Genomic DNA, 18127 nt, shown 5'->3' with positions numbered 1-18127 from the left:
ACAGGGTCGCTTTGCGTTTCTGGATCGAAGGCTGCTAAAGCCCCTTTCCGTAACGACAAGCGTCCCTGCCTAGCGGGGTCCCACCGGGAGATCACGGATGGCGAAAGCCCCCGCCGCGAAGGCTGAATCAAGGAAACTTCCCAACACCCCGACGGCCTCGAAAGAGGACCTCCTGCGGTTCTACCGCGAGATGGTCCTGATCCGCCGTTTCGAGGAGCGTGCGGGGCAACTCTACGGCATGGGTCTGATCGGCGGCTTCTGCCACCTGTACATCGGCCAGGAGGCGGTGGCGGTGGGCGTTCAGGAGAGCGTCAAGCCGGGCCACGACAAGATCATCACCGGATACCGTGACCACGGCCACATGCTGGCCGCCGGCATGGACCCGAAGGAAGTCATGGCCGAACTGACCGGCCGTATCGGCGGCTCGTCCAAGGGCAAGGGCGGCTCGATGCACATGTTCGACGTGCCGACCGGCTTCTATGGCGGCCACGGCATCGTCGGCGCCCAGGTGGCGCTCGGCACGGGCCTGGCCTTTGCCGGCAAGTACCGCGGCGACGACTCTGTGGCCTTTGTCTATTTCGGCGATGGCGCCTCGAACCAGGGTCAGGTGTACGAGAGCTTCAACATGGCCCAGCTGTGGAAGCTGCCGGCCATCTACATCATCGAGAACAACCAGTACGCCATGGGCACGAGCATCGAGCGCTCCTCGTCCACGACCGAGCTGTATAACCGCGGGGCCAGCTTCGGCATCCCGGGTGAGCAGGTTGACGGCATGGATGTGCTCGCGGTCCGCGACGCGGTGGCCCGCGCGGTAAAGCGTGCCCGCGAGGGCGGCGGCCCGTTCATCCTTGAGGTGAAGACCTATCGCTACCGGGGGCACTCGATGTCGGACCCGGCCAAGTACCGCACCAAGGAAGAGGTTGATGAGGTCAAGAAGACCCGCGACCCGATCGATCACGTCAAGATGCTGCTCGAGCAGGCCAAGGCGACCGAAGATGAGCTGAAGGCCATCGACAACGAGATCAAGGCGATCGTCGCCGAAGCTGTTCAATTCGCCCAAGAGAGCCCGGAGCCCGATCCGTCCGAGCTCTATACTGACGTCTACGTGGAGGCCTGATCCGTGACCGACATTCTGATGCCGGCGCTGTCCCCCACGATGGAAGAGGGCACGCTGACCAAATGGCACATCAAGGCCGGAGACGTCGTTTCCGCAGGTCAGGTGATCGCCGAGATCGAAACCGACAAGGCCACGATGGAAGTCGAGGCGGTGGACGAGGGCGAAGTGCTCGAAATCCTCGTCGCCGAAGGCTCCGAGAACGTGAAGGTCAACACCCCGATCGCCCGTCTGGCGGGCGAGGACGCGCCGACGATTTCGAAGACGGATTCGACTGCGAATTCGGCTACGGAAAGTGCGACGACGGATAAACGGGATACGGCCTCCGACGCCTCCGGCGAGCCGGAGAAGAAGGCCGCCCCCGTCACTGCCGTTCCGACGGTCGAGCTGAAGGATCCGGAAATCCCGGCCGACGCCAAGGTGGTCAAGACCACCATCCGCGACGCCCTGCGCGACGCGATGGCCGAGGAAATGCGCCGGGACGACAAGGTCTTCCTGATCGGCGAGGAAGTCGCCCAGTACCAGGGCGCCTACAAGGTCAGCCGCGAGCTGTTGCAGGAGTTCGGTGACCAGCGCGTCGTCGATACCCCGATCACCGAGCACGGCTTCGCCGGCCTCGGCGTCGGCGCCGCCATGGCGGGGCTGAAGCCGATCGTCGAGTTCATGACGTTCAACTTCGCGATGCAGGCGATCGACCACATCATCAACTCGGCCGCCAAGACGCTGTATATGTCGGGCGGTCAGATCAAGGCGCCGATCGTCTTCCGCGGCCCGAACGGCGCCGCGTCGCGCGTGGCGGCCCAGCACAGTCAGGACTATTCGGCCTGGTACGCGCAGGTCCCGGGCCTGAAGGTCATCGCGCCGTACGACGCCGCTGACGCCAAGGGGCTGCTGAAGGCGGCCATCCGCGACCCGAACCCGGTCGTCTTCCTCGAGCACGAGATGATGTACGGCCTTGAGTTCGACGTGCCGGAAGTCGAGGACTATGTCCTGCCCATCGGCAAGGCCAAGGTCCGCCGCGAGGGCACGGACGTCACCATCACGGCGCACAGCCGCATGGTCGGTTTCGCCCTTCAGGCCGCCGAGCAACTGGCGGGCGAAGGTATCTCGGTCGAGGTCGTCGACCTGCGCACCCTGCGTCCGCTGGACCACGAGACCATCGTCAACAGCGTCAAGAAGACCAACCGTCTGGTCTCGGCCGAAGAGGGCTGGGGTCCGATGGGCGTCGGCGCCGAGGTCGTGGCCCGGGTGATCGAGCATGCGTTCGACTACCTCGACGCGCCGCCGCTGCGCGTGCACCAGGAAGACGTGCCGCTGCCCTATGCCGCCAATCTGGAAGCCCTCTCGCTGCCGGGCGTGGACAAGATCATCAAGGCCGTGAAGCAGGTGATGGCATGAGCGAACCCAACGAATTCGCGCTGAGCACCCCGGACAGCGTTGCCGAGGACGCGGAAGCCGTCGAGATCATCCGCATGTGGTGGTCCAAGGGGGAGCCGGTCATGTCGGTGAAGCCCGCCTTCAACGATCCGGCCCAGTTCGGCCAACTGCTGGCCATCGCAGCCCGGCACATGGCCCACGGCTATGCCGTGCGTCACGGCCACAATGAGAAGGAGGCGTACAACCGCATCCTTCAGGGGCTGAGCGACACCATCAAGGCCAACAACGTACAGACCGTCACCGAGTCGGTTGCGCCGTCGCGAGGTGTGCAATGACCGACATCCTGATGCCCGCCCTGTCTCCGACCATGGAGGAGGGCGTTCTCTCCAAGTGGCACGTGAAGGCCGGGGATGTGGTCAAGGCCGGTGATGTCATCGCCGAGATCGAAACCGACAAGGCCACGATGGAAGTCGAGGCCGTGGACGAGGGCGAGATCACCGACATCCTCGTGGCCGAAGGGACCGAGGGCGTGAAGGTCAACACGCCGATCGCCCGCCTGAAGGACGAGGGCGGCGCTGCCGCGCCTGCGCCCAAGGCTGACGCACCGAAGGCTGCTGAGACGCCGAAGGCTGAAGCCGCCAAGGCCGAGGCTCCGAAGGCCGCCGCGGCTCCGGCTCCGGCCGCCAAGGCTGCTGACGGCGGACGTCTGTTCGCCTCGCCGCTGGCTCGCCGTCTGGCGGCCCAGGCGGGTTTGGACCTGTCGTCGGTCAAGGGCACCGGCCCGCATGGCCGTATCGTCAAGCGTGACGTCGAGTCTGCAGGCAAGGGCGGCGCCAAGTCCGCTCCGGCGACGACTGCCGCTTCGGGCATCGCTTCGCGTCCCGTCCAGTCGCTGGCCCAGATGGGCATTCCGGACGGCAGCTATGACCTGATCCCGCTGGACGGCATGAAGAAGGCCATCGCCCGGCGCATGGTCGAATCGATCCAGCAGGTGCCGCACTTCCCGCTGTTCATCGATGTCGAGCTGGACGCCCTGCTGGCGGCCCGCGCGAAGATCAATGCGCTGCTCGAGAAGGACGGCGTGAAGGTCTCGGTCAACGACTTCGTCATCAAGGCCGCCGCCATGGCCCTGAAGGCGGTGCCGGAAGCCAACGCCAGCTACACGCCGGAAGGCATCGCCATGCACCACAACGCCGATGTGGCGATGGCTGTGGCGATCGACGGCGGCCTGATCACCCCGATCATCCGCAAGGCCGAGCTGAAGTCGCTGTCGCAGATCGCCACCGAGTCCAAGGACCTGGCCAAGCGCGCCCGCGACCGCAAGCTGAAGCCGGAAGAGTTCCAGGGCGGCACCTTCTCGGTGTCCAATCTGGGCATGTTCGGCATCAAGCAGTTCTCGTCGATCATCAACGAGCCGCAAGGCGCGATCATGAGCGTCGGCGCGGGCGAGCAACGTCCGGTCGTCAAGAACGGCCAACTGGCCGTCGCTACTGTCATGACGGTGACGATGACCTGCGATCACCGCGTCGTCGACGGCGCGACGGGCGCCCGCTTCCTGCAGGCGTTCAAGCCGTTGATCGAAGATCCCGTAACGATGCTGGCGTAGAGCGAGGGCAGGGCATGACCTCGGTCTATGACTTCACCGCCACCGGGATCGACGGGACCGAGGTTCCGTTGTCCCGGTTCGCGGGGAAGGCCCTGCTGATCGTCAACGTCGCCTCGCGCTGCGGCTACACCCCGCAATACGCCGGGCTCGAGGCCTTGTCCCGCGAACTGGCCGGCCGGCCCTTCGCGGTGCTGGGGTTTCCCTGCAACCAGTTCGGGGCGCAGGAGCCGGGGAGGGCGGATGAAATCGCCAGCTTCTGTTCCACGACCTACGGCGTCGATTTTCCGATGTTCGACAAGATCGAGGTCAACGGTCCGAACCGGCACCCGCTCTTCGACTGGTTGACCAGCCAGAAGAAGGGCCTGCTGGGCTCGCGTAATGTGAAGTGGAACTTCACCAAATTCCTGACCGACCGGGAGGGCAGGGTGGTCGCCCGCTACGCGCCCCAGGTCGAACCCCGGGCCATCAAGGCCGACATTGAGAAGTTGATCTGACCATGGCTGCTGAATTCGATCTCGTCATCATCGGTTCGGGCCCGGGCGGCTACGTCGCCGCCATCCGCGCCTCGCAACTGGGCCAGAAGGTCGCCATCGTCGAGCGCGAGTCGCTGGGCGGCATCTGCCTGAACTGGGGCTGTATCCCGACCAAGGCCCTGCTGAAGTCCGGTGAGAAGTACGAGAGCCTGTCGCACCTGAAGGAATACGGCCTGTCGGCGACCGGTGCGTCGTTCGACTTCGACGCCATCATCCAGCGCTCGCGCGGTGTCGCGGCGACGATGAACAAGGGCGTCGCCTTCCTGATGAAGAAGCACAAGGTCGAGGTGATCGAGGGCACGGCCAAGCTGGAGAAGGCCGCCGGAACGCCGAAGGTCGTCGTGGCCCTGAAGGCCGGCGGTTCGCGCACCGTCGAGGCGAAGAACGTCATGCTGGCCGTCGGCGCCCGCGCCCGCGCCTTGCCGCAGATCGGTCTGGAAGCTGACGGCGACAAGATCTGGACCTATCGCGACGCCCTGGCGCCGAAGAAACTGCCCAAGACCTTCGTGGTCATCGGCTCGGGCGCCATTGGTCTGGAATTCGCCAGCTTCTACCGTGCCTTGGGCTCGGAAGTTACGGTTGTGGAAGCGGTTGACCGCATCATGCCGGTCGAGGACGAGGAGATCTCCAAGGCCGCCCAACGGGCGCTGGAGAAGCGCGGTATCAAATTCCGCGTCGGCGCCAAGGTGACCAAGGTTTCCAAAGCCGCCTCGGGTGTGAAGGTCGATGTCGAGATCGGCGGCAAGGCCGAGGCGCTTGAAGCCGAGGTCTGCATCTCGGCTGTGGGCATCACCGCCAATACGGACGGCATCGGTCTGGAGGCCCTGGGCGTCGAACTGGACCGCGGCCACATCAAGATCGACAGCCACTGCCAGACCAATGTGAAGGGCGTTTTCGCCATCGGCGACTGCGCCGGCGCGCCCTGGCTGGCGCACAAGGCCTCGCACGAGGGCATCCACGCCGCCGAATACATCGCCGGTTTCAAGACTCCGAACGTCGTCTCGCCGATCGCGGGCTGCACCTACACCCAGCCGCAGGTCGCCTCTGTCGGCGTGACCGAGCAGGCTGCCCGCGCCGAGAAGCGGGAGGTCAAGGTCGGCCGCTTCCCGTTCAAGGTGAACGGCAAGGCCGTGGCCGCCGGCGAGACCGAGGGCTTCGTGAAGACCATCTTCGATGCGAAGACCGGTGCCCTGATCGGCGCCCACATGATCGGTCACGAAGTCACCGAGATGATCCAGGGCTACGTCACCGCCATCACCATGGAGGCGACGGAAGAGGACATGCACGGCATCGTCTATCCGCACCCGACCATGTCGGAAGCCATGCACGAGGCCCAGCTCGACGCCTACGGCCGCATGCTGCACATGTGAGGCGAGACGGGGCAGGGCGTCAGCGCTTCTTCCCCAGCTCCGCCGCGATGTCCCTGGTCATCCGGCCGACCTTGCGGTGGGCCGTGGTGATCTGGTCACGAGTGACGCCCCAGCGCTTCATCCAGTATTCGACGGACTGTCGCTCGGACAGGTCGATCCGGTCCTTGTCGATGAAGCCGCGCTTGTCTTTCAGACCCGCCATGTTCGCACCTCTGTTGGACGGACAGGCTTACGCTGATGCTGAGCCTCAGTGAAGTTTCTCACGCGACCCGGGGAGGACGTCGGCCGGAGAAACAGGGCTGTCTCAAACTGCAGTCCGTTTATCGCCTAAGATATATTATGCGAAATAATATGCGTCTGCTTTTGTGTCGTGACGCAGACTGAGACGACTTTTCAGTGATTTGTCGCGATTTTCTCTCTCGAGCAGAGAGGATGCGTTCAGCCCTTCGGCTTGCGATCCTGCAGACGCGCTGCGAGGCTTGAGGTGTCCCAGCGGGCGCCGCCCATGGCCTGGACCTCGGAATAGAACTGATCGACCAGCGCCGTCAGGGCCAGATGGCTGCCGTTGGCGCGGGCTTCGTCCAGCACCAGGCCCAGATCCTTGCGCATCCAGTCGACGGCGAAGCCGAAATCGAACTCGCCCCTGGCCATGGTCTTCCAGCGGTTTTCCATCTGCCACGACTGGGCCGCACCCTTGGAGATGGCGTCCAGCACGGCGTCGGTGTCCAGATCAGCCGACTGGGCGAAATGCACGGCCTCGGCCAGCCCCTGAACGACACCGGCGATACAGATCTGGTTGGCCATCTTGGTTAACTGGCCGGCGCCGGACGGTCCCATATGCTTGATGGCTTTGGAGTAGCTCATCAAGGCGGTCTCAACCCGCGCCAGAGCCGCTGCATCGCCACCGGCCATGACGCTGAGCTGGCCGTTCTCGGCGCCGGCCTGACCACCGGAGACAGGGGCGTCGATGAAGAAGGCCCCCTGCCCCGCCGCCAGCGCCGCCATTTCGCGCGCGACCTTCGCCGAGGTCGTGGTGTGGTCGACGATCACTGCGTCCTTCGCCAGATACGGCAGGGCCTCGGTCACGACCTGACGGACATCGTCGTCGTTGCCGACGCACAGGACGAGCAACTCCGCGCCGTCGGCGGCTTCGGCCACGGTCGCCGCAAAGGCTCCGCCGTTCGCTTCGGCCCATATGCGGGCCTTTTCCGGAGAGCGGTTGTAGCCGGTGACCGGATAACCGGCCTTGATCAGGTGGCGCGCCATCGGGCCGCCCATGACGCCGAGCCCTGCGAATGCGGTTTTCATCAGTCTGCTCCCAGTGACCCGTAGCGGCCGCGCCAGAAGGTCAGGGCGTCGCCTTCGGCGGTCGACCAGGCTTCGACGCGGCCGACGATGACCATGTGGTCGCCCATCTGGATCCGGTCGTGCACCGCGCATTCGAACCGGGCCAGCGCCTCCGGCAGGCACGGCGGGCCGTCGGGGCGGCGTTCGAACTCATGCGGTTCCAGCAAGGCGACGCCGCGGGCGAAGCGCACCGCCTTGTCCAGGTCCTCGGCCGGCAGGATGTGCACGGCGAAACGGTCGGCGGCAGCGAAGACCGGCCACCGTTCCGAGCGCTCGTCGATGCACCACAGCAGCAGGCGCGGTTCCAGCGAGACCGAGGTGAAGGAGTTGATGGTCAGGCCCAGCGGCCCCTGCGGGCTGTCGGCCGTCACGACGCAGACGCCGGTCGCGAATGAGCCCAGCGCCCGGCGGTAGGCGCGGGTTTCATCGGTTGGATGTTCGGGCGGCGGTTCGAGCGTCACCAGACGGACCTACGGTCCCCGGCGCGGCAAAACAAGCGCGGTGTGCGTGAGATCGAATATGGGAAACGTCGCCTTAACCCTGTTGTCCCATGTTCGGACAGTTTCGCGCGCTGAAGGCCCCTCCCCATGTCCATGAGTGATCGTCCGATCCTCATCAAGAAGATCAAGAAGGGCGGCCATGACGGCCACCACGGCGGCGCCTGGAAGGTCGCATACGCCGACTTCGTGACCGCGATGATGGCCTTCTTCCTGCTGATGTGGCTGATCAACACGACTGATCCGGAACAGAAGCGCGGCATCGCCGAGTATTTCGCGCCGGCCAGCGTGTCGGCGACGACCTCGGGCTCGGGCGGTATTCTGGGCGGGACGGCGCTCGGCGATGACGGCTCGAAGTCGTCGGGCACCAATTCGGTGATCACCCAGCTGGCGCCGGAATCGCCGCAGGACCCGTCGCAGCAGGCCGGGCAGAGCTCGGACCTGACCGGCGCAAGCGAGCGACAGCTCCGCGATGAGATCGCCCGTCGCGAGTCGGCTGATTTCGCCTCGGCCGCTGAATCCCTGCGTCAGGCCATGCAGTCGATGCCGGAGCTGGCGGAGCTGTCGAAGCAGCTGATCATCGACCAGACGCCGGAAGGCCTGCGTATCCAGCTGGTGGATCAGGAAGGGCGTTCGATGTTCGACCAGAACTCGGCCCGTCCGAACGCCCGCGCCCAGATCCTGCTGCGTGCCGTGGCCCGGGTGATCAACCAGCTGCCGAACCGGATTTCGGTAACCGGCCACACCTCGGCGGCGCCGGGATCGAACCGGGCCACGGGCCCCAATGATTGGGCGCTCTCGTCAGAGCGGGCCAATGCTTCGCGGCTGGTGCTCCAGGCCGCGGGCGTCGATCCGGACCGGGTCTATCAGGTCTCGGGCAAGGCGGGCTCCGATCCGCTTTACCCCGATGATCCGACGCTGGCGGGCAACCGCCGGATCGCCATCGTGCTGTTGCGCGAGGCGCCTGTCCTGCCGACGGACACCAGCCTGTGACCGGCCGCCTGTCGCGCCGGGTTCGGGCGACGGGCGAACGGGCTTGCGCCCCGCTGAAATGCGGCGCCAGATACGGGAATGAGTGGTTCGCCGGAATTCGGGCGTGTTCGGGTGCGGAGATGACTCCGTGACCTTCGTTCCGCAGCGACAGCTTCGCTTCTACATGACCTCGGTGGCGCCCTGCCCCTATCTGCCCGGCCAGACCGAGCGGAAGGTGTTCGCCAACCTGCCGTTCAGCGACGGCGCCCACGTCAATGACGAGCTGACCCAGGCGGGGTTCCGGCGCAGCCAGAACATCGCCTACCGCCCGGCATGCGAGGCCTGCGAAGCCTGCGTTTCGGTGCGAGTGCCGGTGGGCGGGTTCGCCTTTTCACGCTCCCAGCGGCGTATTCTGAGGCGCAACGACGACCTGTCGCGCGATCTGGTCGAGGCCGAGGCGACGGCGGAGCAGTTCGAGCTGCTGCGCCGCTATCTCGGCGCCCGGCATGCCGAGGGCGGTATGAACGGCATGGGCTGGGCCGACTATGTCGCCATGGTCGAGGATACGGCCGTGCGGACCCATCTGATCGAATATCGCCTGCCGTCGCCGGACGGCGGGCCGGGTGATCTGGTCGGCGTCTGTCTGACCGACCTGCTCTCGGACGGGCTGTCGATGGTCTACAGCTTCTTCGATCCGGCGCTGGAGGACCGCAGTCCCGGCCGGTTCGCCATTCTTGACCATATCCGTCAGGCGAATGCGGTGGGCCTGCCCTATCTGTACCTCGGCTACTGGGTCCGGGGGTCGCAGAAGATGGACTACAAGGCCTCGTTCCGGCCGATGGAGCAACTGACCCGCTTCGGCTGGCAGCGGATGTCGGATCAGCCTGTCGAGGGCACCGAGGTCGAATAGCCGGGCGACGCCGCCAGGGCCTCGCCTGACCAGGGGCCGGGGTCCCGCCCTCCCCCGAACTTCACCAGGGCCTCGATGCGCTTCTGGATCGGCGGATGGCTGGCGAACAGGCCTTCGAGACCCACGCCGTCCGGCTGGTTGTCGAGGAACAGCTGCTGGACCTCATCCGGCCCCTTCAGGCTGGACCGGCCGTCGACCTTGCGCAGGGCCGAGATCATGGCGTCGGGGTTCTTGGTCAGTTCGACCGCGCCGGCGTCGGCCACGAACTCGCGGGTCCGGGACAGCATCATGCGAATGACGATGGCCAGGGCGAAGCCGACCACGGCGAAGCCGATGCCGATCAGGATCAGCGGCATGGCGTTCTTGTTGTCCTCGCGGCGGCGACCGGCGCCGGAGTAGAGCAGACCCCGGAAGACCATCTCGGCGATGACGCTGATGATGCCCGCGAAGATGCTGGCGATCATCATGGTCCGCACGTCCTTGTTGATGACGTGGGTCAGTTCGTGGGCCAGCACCGCCTCAAGCTCATCGCGGTTCAGCGTCTGGACCAGCCCGCGCGTAACGGTGACGCTGTACTGGCCCTCGTGCAGGCCGGAGGCGAAGGCGTTGAGGCTGTCGCTGTCGATGACGCGCAGGGTCGGGGTCCGCAGGCCCCGAGAAATGGCGAGGTTTTCCAGAAGGTTATAGAGTTCCGGCTCTGTCCGGCGCTCGACCTTGCGGGCGCCGGTCAGCATGTCGATCATCGTCTGGCTGCCGAAGTAGGCGATGGCGAACCAGAGACCGGCGATGACGAAGGCCGCGGGCACGGTGAAGCCCAGCCACGACGCGGCCAGCGCCATGTCGTCAACGAGCCCCTTGCCCGTTCCCGGCAGGACGCCCATCCCCATCAGGACCAGCTGCACCCCGTACAGGATGAAGCCCACCAGAATAGGGAAGGTCGCCAGCAGCAGGATCGACCGGGTGTTATTCGCCCAGATGTGGGTCTGGAGCCCGACGGCGCCCATGATCGCGACTTAGAACTTCACCTGCGGCGGCGCGGCGTTCAGCGCGGCGCGCTCACCCTCGCCCACGTCGAAGAAGGGCTTGTCCGAGCCGAAGCCGAACAGACCGGCGAACAGGATGGTCGGGAACTGACGACGGATGGCGTTGAACTCCCCCACGGCGCTGTTGAAGAAGCGACGGGCGGCGGCCAGCTTGTTCTCGATGTCCGACAGTTCGGCCGAGAGTTGCTGGAAATTGGTGTTGGCCTTCAGGTCCGGATAGGCCTCGGACACGGCGAACAGGCGGCCCAGGGCGCCGGTCAGCATGTTCTCGGCCTGCACCTTGTCGTTGACCGAGGTGGCGCCGGCGGCGGCGGCGCGGGCCTGGGTCACGGCGTCCAGGGTGCCGCGTTCGTGCGTGGCGTAGCCCTTCACCGTCTCGACGAGGTTCGGGATCAGGTCCTGACGCTGCTTCAGCTGGACGTCGATGTCCGCGAACGACTGGTCGGCGCGTTGATCCAGCGCGACCAGCTTGTTGTAGCCGCCGACGGCGATGAACAGCAGCACGACGACGATGACGCCGATGATGATCCAGGTGATCATTTCATTCTCCAACCGACCGGAGGCCCGGTCCTTCGTGATTATCGCGCGACAGGGCCGCGCTTGATAATGAAATCGGCGTCACCCGTCGTTCAGCGGAACTTCCGCATGCCGCGCGGGCCCTGACGGCCGGCCTGGGCGCGCTTGCCCAGCCAGTCCTTCCAGTCCGGCCAGTTGCGACGGCGACCGCCGCCGTCGGCCCATTCCGGTCCCTGTTCGGCGTTGAAGACGGTGACATCGACCAGACCGCCCTGTTTGAAATTCTGCAGCTTCACGCCCTTGCCGCGGCCCATTTCGGGCAGTTCGGCCAGCGGGAAGATCAACGCCTTGATGTTCTCGCCGATGGTGGCGATGTGATCGCCCGCCGGAGACTGAGGCACGCGCAGGGCCGCGAGAAGCTCGCCGTTCAGCACCTGTTTGCCGCCGCGTTTCTGGGCCAGCAGGTCGTCTTCCGGCGCGATGAAGCCGTAGCCGGCCTTCGAGGCGATCAGCAGCTTGCCGCCCGGCTGGTGGGCCAGCAGGTTGATGATCTCGGCCTTCTCGTCCAGCTCGATCATCAGGCGCAGCGGCTCGCCATGGCCGCGCCCGGAGGCCAGCTTGTCGGCGCCGACGGTGAAAATGCGGCCGTCGGAGGCCGCGACCAGCAGTTTGTCGGTCGTCCAGGCGGGCACCAGGAAGGCCAGGCTGTCGCCTTCCTTGAACTTCAGTTCCGACGGGTCCTCGACCTTGCCCTTGGCGGCGCGGATCCAGCCGCGCTCCGACAGGATGACGGTGATCGCCTCGCGCGGAATGAAAGCTTCGGGGGCGACGAAGGCGGAGGTGTCCACGGCTTCGGCGATGGTGGTGCGACGCGGCGAGATCAGGGCCTTGCGAACGGCTTCGAGGTCCTTGCCGATCTGCTTCCACTGCTTGGCCGGCGAGGTCGAAAGTGATTGCAGGGTGGCAAGTTCTTCCGACAGTTCCTTGAATTCGTTTTCAATCGCCATCTCCTCGATGCGCGCCAGCTGACGCAGCCGGGTGTCGAGGATGTAGTCGGACTGCATCTCGGTCAGGCCGAAGCGGGCGATCAGGACGGCCTTGGGCTGTTCCTCTTCGCGGACGATGCGAATGACCTCGTCGAGGTTGAGGAAGACGATCCGCAGACCTTCCAGAAGGTGCAGGCGCTTCTCGACGCGCTCGATCCGCCATTGGGCGCGTCGGATCAGAACTTCCTGACGGTGATCGAGGAAGGCGCGCAGACAGGCCTTCAGACCCAGAACGCGGGGCGTTCCGGTGCCGTCCAGAACGTTCATATTGATGGGGAAGCGGACTTCCAGGTCAGAAAGCTTGAACAGGCTTTCCATAAGAACTTCAGGCTCTACGGTCCGGGTCTTTGGCTCGAGGATCAGGCGAATGTCCTCCGCCGACTCGTCGCGTACATCGCCCAGCAGAGGGGCCTTCTTGTTCTCGATGAGGTCGGCCAGCGCCTCGATCAGGCGCGACTTCTGCACCTGATACGGAATCTCGGTGATGATGATGCGCCAGACGCCGCGGCCCAGATCCTCGGTCTCCCAGCGGGCGCGCAGGCGCACCCCGCCCCGGCCTGTCTCATAGGCATCGAGGATGGAGGCGTGCCCCTCAACCGACACGCCGCCCGTCGGGAAGTCCGGTCCCGGCACGCGGGTGACCAGTTCCTCGGTCGTCGCATCGGGGTTTTCGAGCAGCAGGTGGCAGGCGTCGATCAGTTCGCCGACGTTGTGCGGCGGGATCGAGGTCGCCATGCCGACCGCGATGCCCGACGAACCGTTGGCCAACAGGTTCGGGAAACCTGCGGGCAGGACGACCGGCTCCTCGTCCTGATCATCGTAGGTGGGACGGAAGTCGACGGCGTTCTGGTCGATGCCCTCCATCAACAGGACGGCGGCGGGCGTCAGCTTGCACTCGGTGTAGCGCATGGCCGCGGCGCTATCGCCGTCGATGTTGCCGAAATTGCCCTGACCGTCGACCAGCGGATAGCGCTGGGAGAAGTCCTGGGCGAGGCGGACCAGGGCGTCATAGATCGAGGCGTCGCCGTGCGGGTGATAGCCGCCCATGACCTCGCCGACGACCTTGGCGCATTTGCGCGCGGCCGCCTGCGGGTTCAGCCGCATCTGGTGCATGGCGTACATGATCCGGCGGTGCACCGGCTTGAATCCGTCGCGCACGTCCGGGAGGGCCCGGTTGGTGATGGTCGACAGGGCGTAGGCGAGGTAGCGCCTGGACAGCGCGTCGCCCATGGGCTCGTCAACGATGCGGCCGCCCTCGGGCGGAGGCGTATGAATGCTCATGGGGTCCGAATCGGCAATCTGAGCCCGGAAGTCTAGCGGTCAGAGTCCGGTCCGGTTCGAATTTAGCGGACATAGCGGACATATCGGACCCTGTGTCCACAGCCGGATGCGTTCACCCGTCCTCCTGTTCGTCGGGCGGCGAGTGCTCATGCATCATTTCCGCCCGGATGTAGTCGGCGTCCCGGTAGACCACCCCGGTCAGGTCGGCGCGGCGGTCGCGCAGATCTGTGGTTAGACGCGCCACGCGGAGCCAGGCCGCCGTCTGGACCGGTCCATCCAGGGCTGCGCACTCGGCCGCCCGTCGGAAAGCGAAGCGGGCGAGTTCGGTGACGTCAGGGGTGAACAGCAGGTCATGGAGGTCCTGTCTGTTCAGATCATCGATCTGCGCCAAGGCGGGATAGACCTGCTCTTCCTGTCCCCGCTGGTCGCGGGGACGAGGACGCAGGGCCTCGGTGTCGGCGTCGCGCCGCCAGTTCTCCAGCGCGGCGCGGCGGCGAATGCTGCGGTCCGTGAGGTCATAGCGCTCAGCCAGAAGCAGGGTGGAAGCGCCAGCGCAGTAGTCATGGCGAATAGCGGTCCAGACGTCTTCCGGGCGGTGGGTGCGGTTGATGCAGGGGGGCTGTGTCATGCCTTGTATTTTCGCCTCTGTCGGAGTCGTGCGAGGCAAATGGCGAACTGTAAAAAACAACGCCCTGACAATGCTGAATTTCTTCGCACAAATTCGGCTGAACTTTTGTCGGTGGCTGGCTCCAAGGCGGGCATTGCCTATGTGGGAAGCAACGGAGTTTCGTCATGCAGACCGCCCTCACCCGCCGCCTGAACCTGCGTCACCCGATCATCCAGGCGCCGATGGCGGGAACCTCGACGCCGGAGATGGCGGCGGCGGTGACGGAGGCCGGCGGGCTGGGCTCCATCGCCATCGGTTCGGTGGGCGTGGACGAGGCGCGGGCCGCGATCCGCAAGACCCGGGCGCTGACCGGCGGGCCGTTCAACGTCAACGTCTTCTGCCATGATCCCGTCGAAGCCGATCCGGCGCGCAACGCCGACTGGATCGACAGCCTGAAGCCGTGGTTCGCGGCCTTCGGCGCCGAGCCGCCAGTCGAGCTGAAGAACATCTATCGCAGCTTCCGCGTGGACGACGCGGCGCTGGCCCTGCTGATCGAGGAACGGCCCGCCGTGGTCAGCTTTCATTTCGGCCTGCCGGACGCGGCGCGGATCGCGGCGCTGAAGGCGGCGGGGATCGTGCTGCTGGCCACTGCGACCTCGCCGCAGGAAGGGCGCGCGGTTCAGGGGGCGGGCATCGACATGGTGATCGCGCAGGGCGTCGAGGCGGGCGGGCATCGGGGGGTGTTCGATCCGGCGGACGATCCCCGCTTCGCCACCCTGCCCCTGACCCGGCTTTTGTCGACGGCGCTGGACATTCCGGTGATCGCGGCGGGCGGGATCATGGACGGCGCGGGCGTGGCGGCGGCGCTGGCGCTGGGCGCGGCGGGGGCTCAACTGGGCACCGCCTTCGTCGCGTGCCCGGAAAGCGCGGCGGGCGCAACCTATCGGGCGAAGCTGGCCGGAGCGGATGCGGGACGCACACGGGTCAGCGCGGCCATCTCGGGGCGACCCGCGCGGGGGCTGGAGAATGACTTCATGCGCCGCGCCGACGAGGGCCGGATCGCGCCCTATCCGTTCGCCTATGACATCGGCAAGGCGCTGAACGCGGCGGCCACGGCGGCGGGCGATACGGGCTATATGCCCAACTGGGCCGGTCAGGGCGCGCCGTTGAGCCGGGCGATGCCGGCGGAGGCCCTCGTTGAGACGCTGGTCCGGGAGACGCGTCAGGCGCTGGGCCGCATGGGCGATCTGCGTGCCCAGGAATGATCCGGACCGCCCCGTCGACGTATCCGGACTGTAGCCGCATCGGAAAGGCCCTCGCATGATCCTGTTCCTGCTCTCCTATCTGGCCGGCGCCCTGACCATCGTCAGCCCCTGCATCCTGCCCGTTCTGCCATTCGTCTTCGCCCGCGCCGACCGTCCTTTCATGCGCAACGGCTTTCCGTTGCTGGCGGGGATGGCGGTCACCTTCGCCGGCGTCGCCACCCTCGCGGCGTTGGGCGGAGGATGGGCGGTGCGGGCCAATGAGGTCGGGCGCTGGATCGCTCTGGCCGTGATGGCCGTGCTGGGCCTGAGTCTTCTGGTTCCGGCCCTTGGCGACCGGCTGATGCGGCCTTTCGTGAGCATGGGGTCGTGGCTGACCGACCGGGTGGAGACCCGATCGGGCGACGAGGGCGACGTGCGCGCGTCCCTGCTGCTGGGCGTGGCGACCGGCCTGCTGTGGGCGCCCTGCGCCGGGCCGATCCTGGGCGTGATCCTGACCGGCGCGGCCTTGCAGGGGGCGGGCGTGGGATCGACCGTTCTGCTGCTGGCCTATGCGGCGGGGGCGGCGACGTCCCTGGCCTTGGCCCTGCTGACCGGCGGGCGGGTGTTCAGGGCGATGAAAGGCGCGCTGGGGGCCGGGGAATGGCTGAGGCGCGGTCTGGGGGCGCTTGTGCTGGTCGGGGTCGCCGCCATCGCCCTGGGGCTCGACACCGGGCTGCTGACCCGCATCTCCGCCGCCGGAACCGCCCGGATCGAACAGACCCTGCTGACGTCCATCGGTCGCGGCGTGCCGCTGAACCGTGCGCCGGAGGATGTGAGCGATCTGCCCGTCGAGGGCGTCATGCCGCCGCTGAGCGGGGCGACGACCTGGATCAACTCCCCGCCCCTGACGACCGGGCAGCTGCGCGGGAAGGTCGTGCTCGTCGATTTCTGGACCTATTCCTGCATCAACTGCCTGCGTTCCATTCCCTATGTGAAGGCGTGGGAGGAGAAGTACCGGGAACAGGGGCTGGTCGTGATCGGCGTCCACACGCCCGAGTTCGCCTTCGAGAAGTCCGAGACCAATGTCCGTCAGAACATCGAGCGGCTGGGCGTGAACTATCCGGTCGCGATGGACAATGACTTCGCCATCTGGCGCGCGTTCCGGAACAACTACTGGCCCGCCCACTATTTCATTGATGCACAAGGCCGCATCCGCCACCACCATTTCGGCGAGGGGGATTACGAGGGGTCGGAGCGGGTCATCCAGCAGTTGCTGAAGGAGGCCGGCGCACAGGTCGAAGGCGGCACGGTGCGGGTCGAGGGCGCGGGCGCCGCCGCCCCCGCCGATTTCGCGCGCATCGCCTCGCCCGAGACCTATGTCGGCTATGCCCGGGCGGAGAATTTCCGCTCGCCCGGCGGATTCGCCCGGGATGTGGTGAAGGACTATGTCGCCCGGCCGCTGTCACTGAACGAATGGAGCCTGGCGGGGCGCTGGCGGGTGACGGACGAGCATGCCGACCTGCGGGCCGCCGGGGGACGCGTCGCCTTCCGCTTCCGGGCGCGGGATCTGCATCTGGTCATGGGACCGGGCGCGACCGGCGCCTCGCCCCGCTTCCGGGTCCGGATCGACGGCCAGCCGCCGCGCGGGGACGCAGGGGCGGACATCAATGCCGAAGGGCTGGGTCGGATCGAGAGCGAACGACTGTATCAGCTGGTTCGGCAGTCGGGAGAGGTGCGGGAGCGGGTGTTCGAGATCGAGTTTCTCGATCCCGGCGCGCAGGTCTTCGCCTTCACCTTCGGCTAGCGCCTAGAGCCGCCCGGACTGGCGCAGCTTGTCGATCATCCAGACCCGGGCGGGCGGCAGGGGGCGGTCCAGCGGGTGGAAGACGAACTGTTCGAGGAAGTGGCCGGTCAGGTCGAAGCCGTCGCCGATGTCGCCGTCGGCCAGACCCGCCTGGGCGCCCAGCATGAAGGGCGGCAGCTTCAGCAGCTTTCCGGCGTAGGGCTCGCCCGCCTCGCGGCTGACGGCGCGGCCGGTGCGGGGGCTGACCCAGCACAGGTCGTCGGTCGAGCCGGTGGCGGCGCAGCGGCTGAGATCCAGGCCGAAGCCGAGATCCTCCAGCAGCCCCGCCTCGAACCGGACGAAGACGGCGGGCCAGACGTCCGGGAGGATGAAGGCGCCCATCAGCGCCTCGAAAGCGAGGAAGGCGCCGGGGTGCGGCTCGCGCTCCGGCAGGGCGCCCTGCGCCACCGCGGCGGCGGCGGCCAGACCGGTCAGGGCCATGGGGTCATCGAACAGGGCGCTGGGCCCCTCGCCCACCGGCTCCAGACGCGCCGTGCCCAGATGCTCGCTGGTGCGGGCGCGGACCTCGGCCACGACCCGGGCGCCGGGCTGCAGAAAGGGCTTCATCTTGCGCGAGGCGCCGCCCGCGACATAGGCCGCGCGCCGCCCCTGCCCCTCGGTCAGCAGATCGACCACCACGCCGGTGTCGCCATGGGCGCGGGCGGAAAGGACGAAGGCGTCTTCGGTGAAGTCCATGAGGGTTGCTTTAGCCTGCGGAACGTCCGGGGAACAGCCGCCGGATTATCCAGAAAGCTCCGCGCCTTGTCGGCGGCTGTCCCGATGGGCTACGGTCAGGGCGTACAGAGTTCGCCGGGGGGCGT

18 protein-coding genes are annotated in these 18127 nt (G+C 66.7%); 10 read left to right on the top strand and 8 right to left on the bottom strand.

Going from position 1 to position 18127, the window contains the following annotated elements; all coding sequences use genetic code 11:
• The first annotated feature begins 97 nt into the window (after nucleotides 1–97).
• Genes pdhA through lpdA form a run of 6 tightly spaced genes read left to right on the top strand, consistent with a single transcriptional unit; the run spans nucleotide 98 to nucleotide 6000 of the window.
• Nucleotides 98–1117, top strand: a complete 1020-nt coding sequence (gene pdhA / locus ACODRV_RS06865) for a pyruvate dehydrogenase (acetyl-transferring) E1 component subunit alpha (RefSeq protein WP_141626601.1) — start codon at nucleotides 98–100, stop codon at nucleotides 1115–1117.
• A gap of 3 nt (nucleotides 1118–1120) precedes the next feature.
• Nucleotides 1121–2512, top strand: coding sequence for a pyruvate dehydrogenase complex E1 component subunit beta (locus ACODRV_RS06860; RefSeq protein ID WP_141626602.1), 1392 nt, complete (start codon nucleotides 1121–1123; stop codon nucleotides 2510–2512).
• Entirely contained in the window at nucleotides 2509–2826 is a 318-nt protein-coding gene (locus ACODRV_RS06855) for a DUF5076 domain-containing protein (RefSeq protein ID WP_141626603.1), read from the top strand. The genes ACODRV_RS06860 and ACODRV_RS06855 overlap by 4 nt, the downstream gene beginning before the upstream one ends.
• Nucleotides 2823–4097 (top strand): pyruvate dehydrogenase complex dihydrolipoamide acetyltransferase, encoded by a 1275-nt coding sequence (locus ACODRV_RS06850; protein ID WP_141626604.1) that lies wholly within the window; start codon nucleotides 2823–2825, stop codon nucleotides 4095–4097. The genes ACODRV_RS06855 and ACODRV_RS06850 overlap by 4 nt, the downstream gene beginning before the upstream one ends.
• A 14-nt stretch (nucleotides 4098–4111) precedes the next feature.
• Nucleotides 4112–4591 carry a glutathione peroxidase gene (locus ACODRV_RS06845; RefSeq protein WP_488907826.1) on the top strand — a complete coding sequence of 160 codons (480 nt, stop codon included), beginning with the start codon at nucleotides 4112–4114 and terminating at the stop codon, nucleotides 4589–4591.
• A gap of 2 nt (nucleotides 4592–4593) precedes the next feature.
• Nucleotides 4594–6000 carry a dihydrolipoyl dehydrogenase gene (gene lpdA / locus ACODRV_RS06840; protein WP_488907825.1) on the top strand — a complete coding sequence of 469 codons (1407 nt, stop codon included), beginning with the start codon at nucleotides 4594–4596 and terminating at the stop codon, nucleotides 5998–6000.
• Nucleotides 6001–6019: 19 nt separating this feature from the next.
• Here the strand turns inward: lpdA and ACODRV_RS06835 are convergent, their stop codons facing one another.
• The 3 genes from ACODRV_RS06835 to ACODRV_RS06825 form a co-directional block, all read right to left on the bottom strand.
• Nucleotides 6020–6202, bottom strand: a complete 183-nt coding sequence (locus ACODRV_RS06835; protein ID WP_141626607.1) for a DUF3606 domain-containing protein — start codon at nucleotides 6200–6202, stop codon at nucleotides 6020–6022.
• 236 nt (nucleotides 6203–6438) lie between these two features.
• Nucleotides 6439–7308, bottom strand: coding sequence for an NAD(P)-dependent oxidoreductase (locus tag ACODRV_RS06830; protein WP_488907824.1), 870 nt, complete (start codon nucleotides 7306–7308; stop codon nucleotides 6439–6441).
• Entirely contained in the window at nucleotides 7308–7808 is a 501-nt protein-coding gene (locus tag ACODRV_RS06825) for a flavin reductase family protein (RefSeq protein WP_141626609.1), read from the bottom strand. Before ACODRV_RS06825 ends, ACODRV_RS06830 begins: the two co-directional genes overlap by 1 nt.
• 126 nt (nucleotides 7809–7934) lie before the next feature.
• Here ACODRV_RS06825 and ACODRV_RS06820 point away from each other — a divergent pair, with 126 nt between their 5' ends.
• The gene (locus ACODRV_RS06820) at nucleotides 7935–8837 is read left to right on the top strand and encodes a flagellar motor protein MotB (RefSeq protein ID WP_488907823.1); all 903 of its coding nucleotides are present in this window, start codon (nucleotides 7935–7937) and stop codon (nucleotides 8835–8837) included.
• Nucleotides 8838–8964: 127 nt separating this feature from the next.
• Nucleotides 8965–9726 carry an arginyltransferase gene (locus ACODRV_RS06815; protein ID WP_255431452.1) on the top strand — a complete coding sequence of 254 codons (762 nt, stop codon included), beginning with the start codon at nucleotides 8965–8967 and terminating at the stop codon, nucleotides 9724–9726.
• On the opposite strand, the gene ACODRV_RS06810 is transcribed toward ACODRV_RS06815, so the two are convergent.
• From ACODRV_RS06810 to ACODRV_RS06795, 4 genes are all read right to left on the bottom strand, one after another.
• Nucleotides 9696–10730, bottom strand: a complete 1035-nt coding sequence (locus ACODRV_RS06810; RefSeq protein WP_141626611.1) for a M48 family metallopeptidase — start codon at nucleotides 10728–10730, stop codon at nucleotides 9696–9698. The genes ACODRV_RS06815 and ACODRV_RS06810 overlap by 31 nt on opposite strands.
• A 9-nt stretch (nucleotides 10731–10739) precedes the next feature.
• Nucleotides 10740–11309 (bottom strand): LemA family protein, encoded by a 570-nt coding sequence (locus ACODRV_RS06805; protein ID WP_488907822.1) that lies wholly within the window; start codon nucleotides 11307–11309, stop codon nucleotides 10740–10742.
• 89 nt (nucleotides 11310–11398) lie between these two features.
• A complete protein-coding gene (gene parC / locus ACODRV_RS06800) occupies nucleotides 11399–13612 on the bottom strand; it encodes a DNA topoisomerase IV subunit A (RefSeq protein WP_141626613.1) in 2214 nt (737 codons plus the stop codon).
• A gap of 112 nt (nucleotides 13613–13724) precedes the next feature.
• Nucleotides 13725–14240 carry a hypothetical protein gene (locus ACODRV_RS06795; protein WP_488907821.1) on the bottom strand — a complete coding sequence of 172 codons (516 nt, stop codon included), beginning with the start codon at nucleotides 14238–14240 and terminating at the stop codon, nucleotides 13725–13727.
• Nucleotides 14241–14404: 164 nt separating this feature from the next.
• Between ACODRV_RS06795 and ACODRV_RS06790 the strand changes: the two genes are divergently transcribed.
• Both ACODRV_RS06790 and ACODRV_RS06785 read left to right on the top strand, forming a co-directional pair.
• Entirely contained in the window at nucleotides 14405–15484 is a 1080-nt protein-coding gene (locus ACODRV_RS06790; RefSeq protein ID WP_141626615.1) for an NAD(P)H-dependent flavin oxidoreductase, read from the top strand.
• Nucleotides 15485–15539: 55 nt separating this feature from the next.
• Nucleotides 15540–17267: a cytochrome c biogenesis protein DipZ gene (locus tag ACODRV_RS06785; RefSeq protein ID WP_141626616.1), complete on the top strand. Its 1728-nt coding sequence runs from the start codon at nucleotides 15540–15542 to the stop codon at nucleotides 17265–17267.
• A gap of 3 nt (nucleotides 17268–17270) precedes the next feature.
• Here the strand turns inward: ACODRV_RS06785 and recO are convergent, their stop codons facing one another.
• Nucleotides 17271–18002: a DNA repair protein RecO gene (recO, locus tag ACODRV_RS06780; RefSeq protein ID WP_141626617.1), complete on the bottom strand. Its 732-nt coding sequence runs from the start codon at nucleotides 18000–18002 to the stop codon at nucleotides 17271–17273.
• Between the last annotated feature and the right edge of the window lie 125 nt (nucleotides 18003–18127).

Source organism: Brevundimonas sp. FG8 (assembly GCF_057808845.1).
The sequence above is the reverse complement of the archived record's forward strand: the minus strand, read 5'-3'. Positions and strand labels throughout refer to the sequence as shown.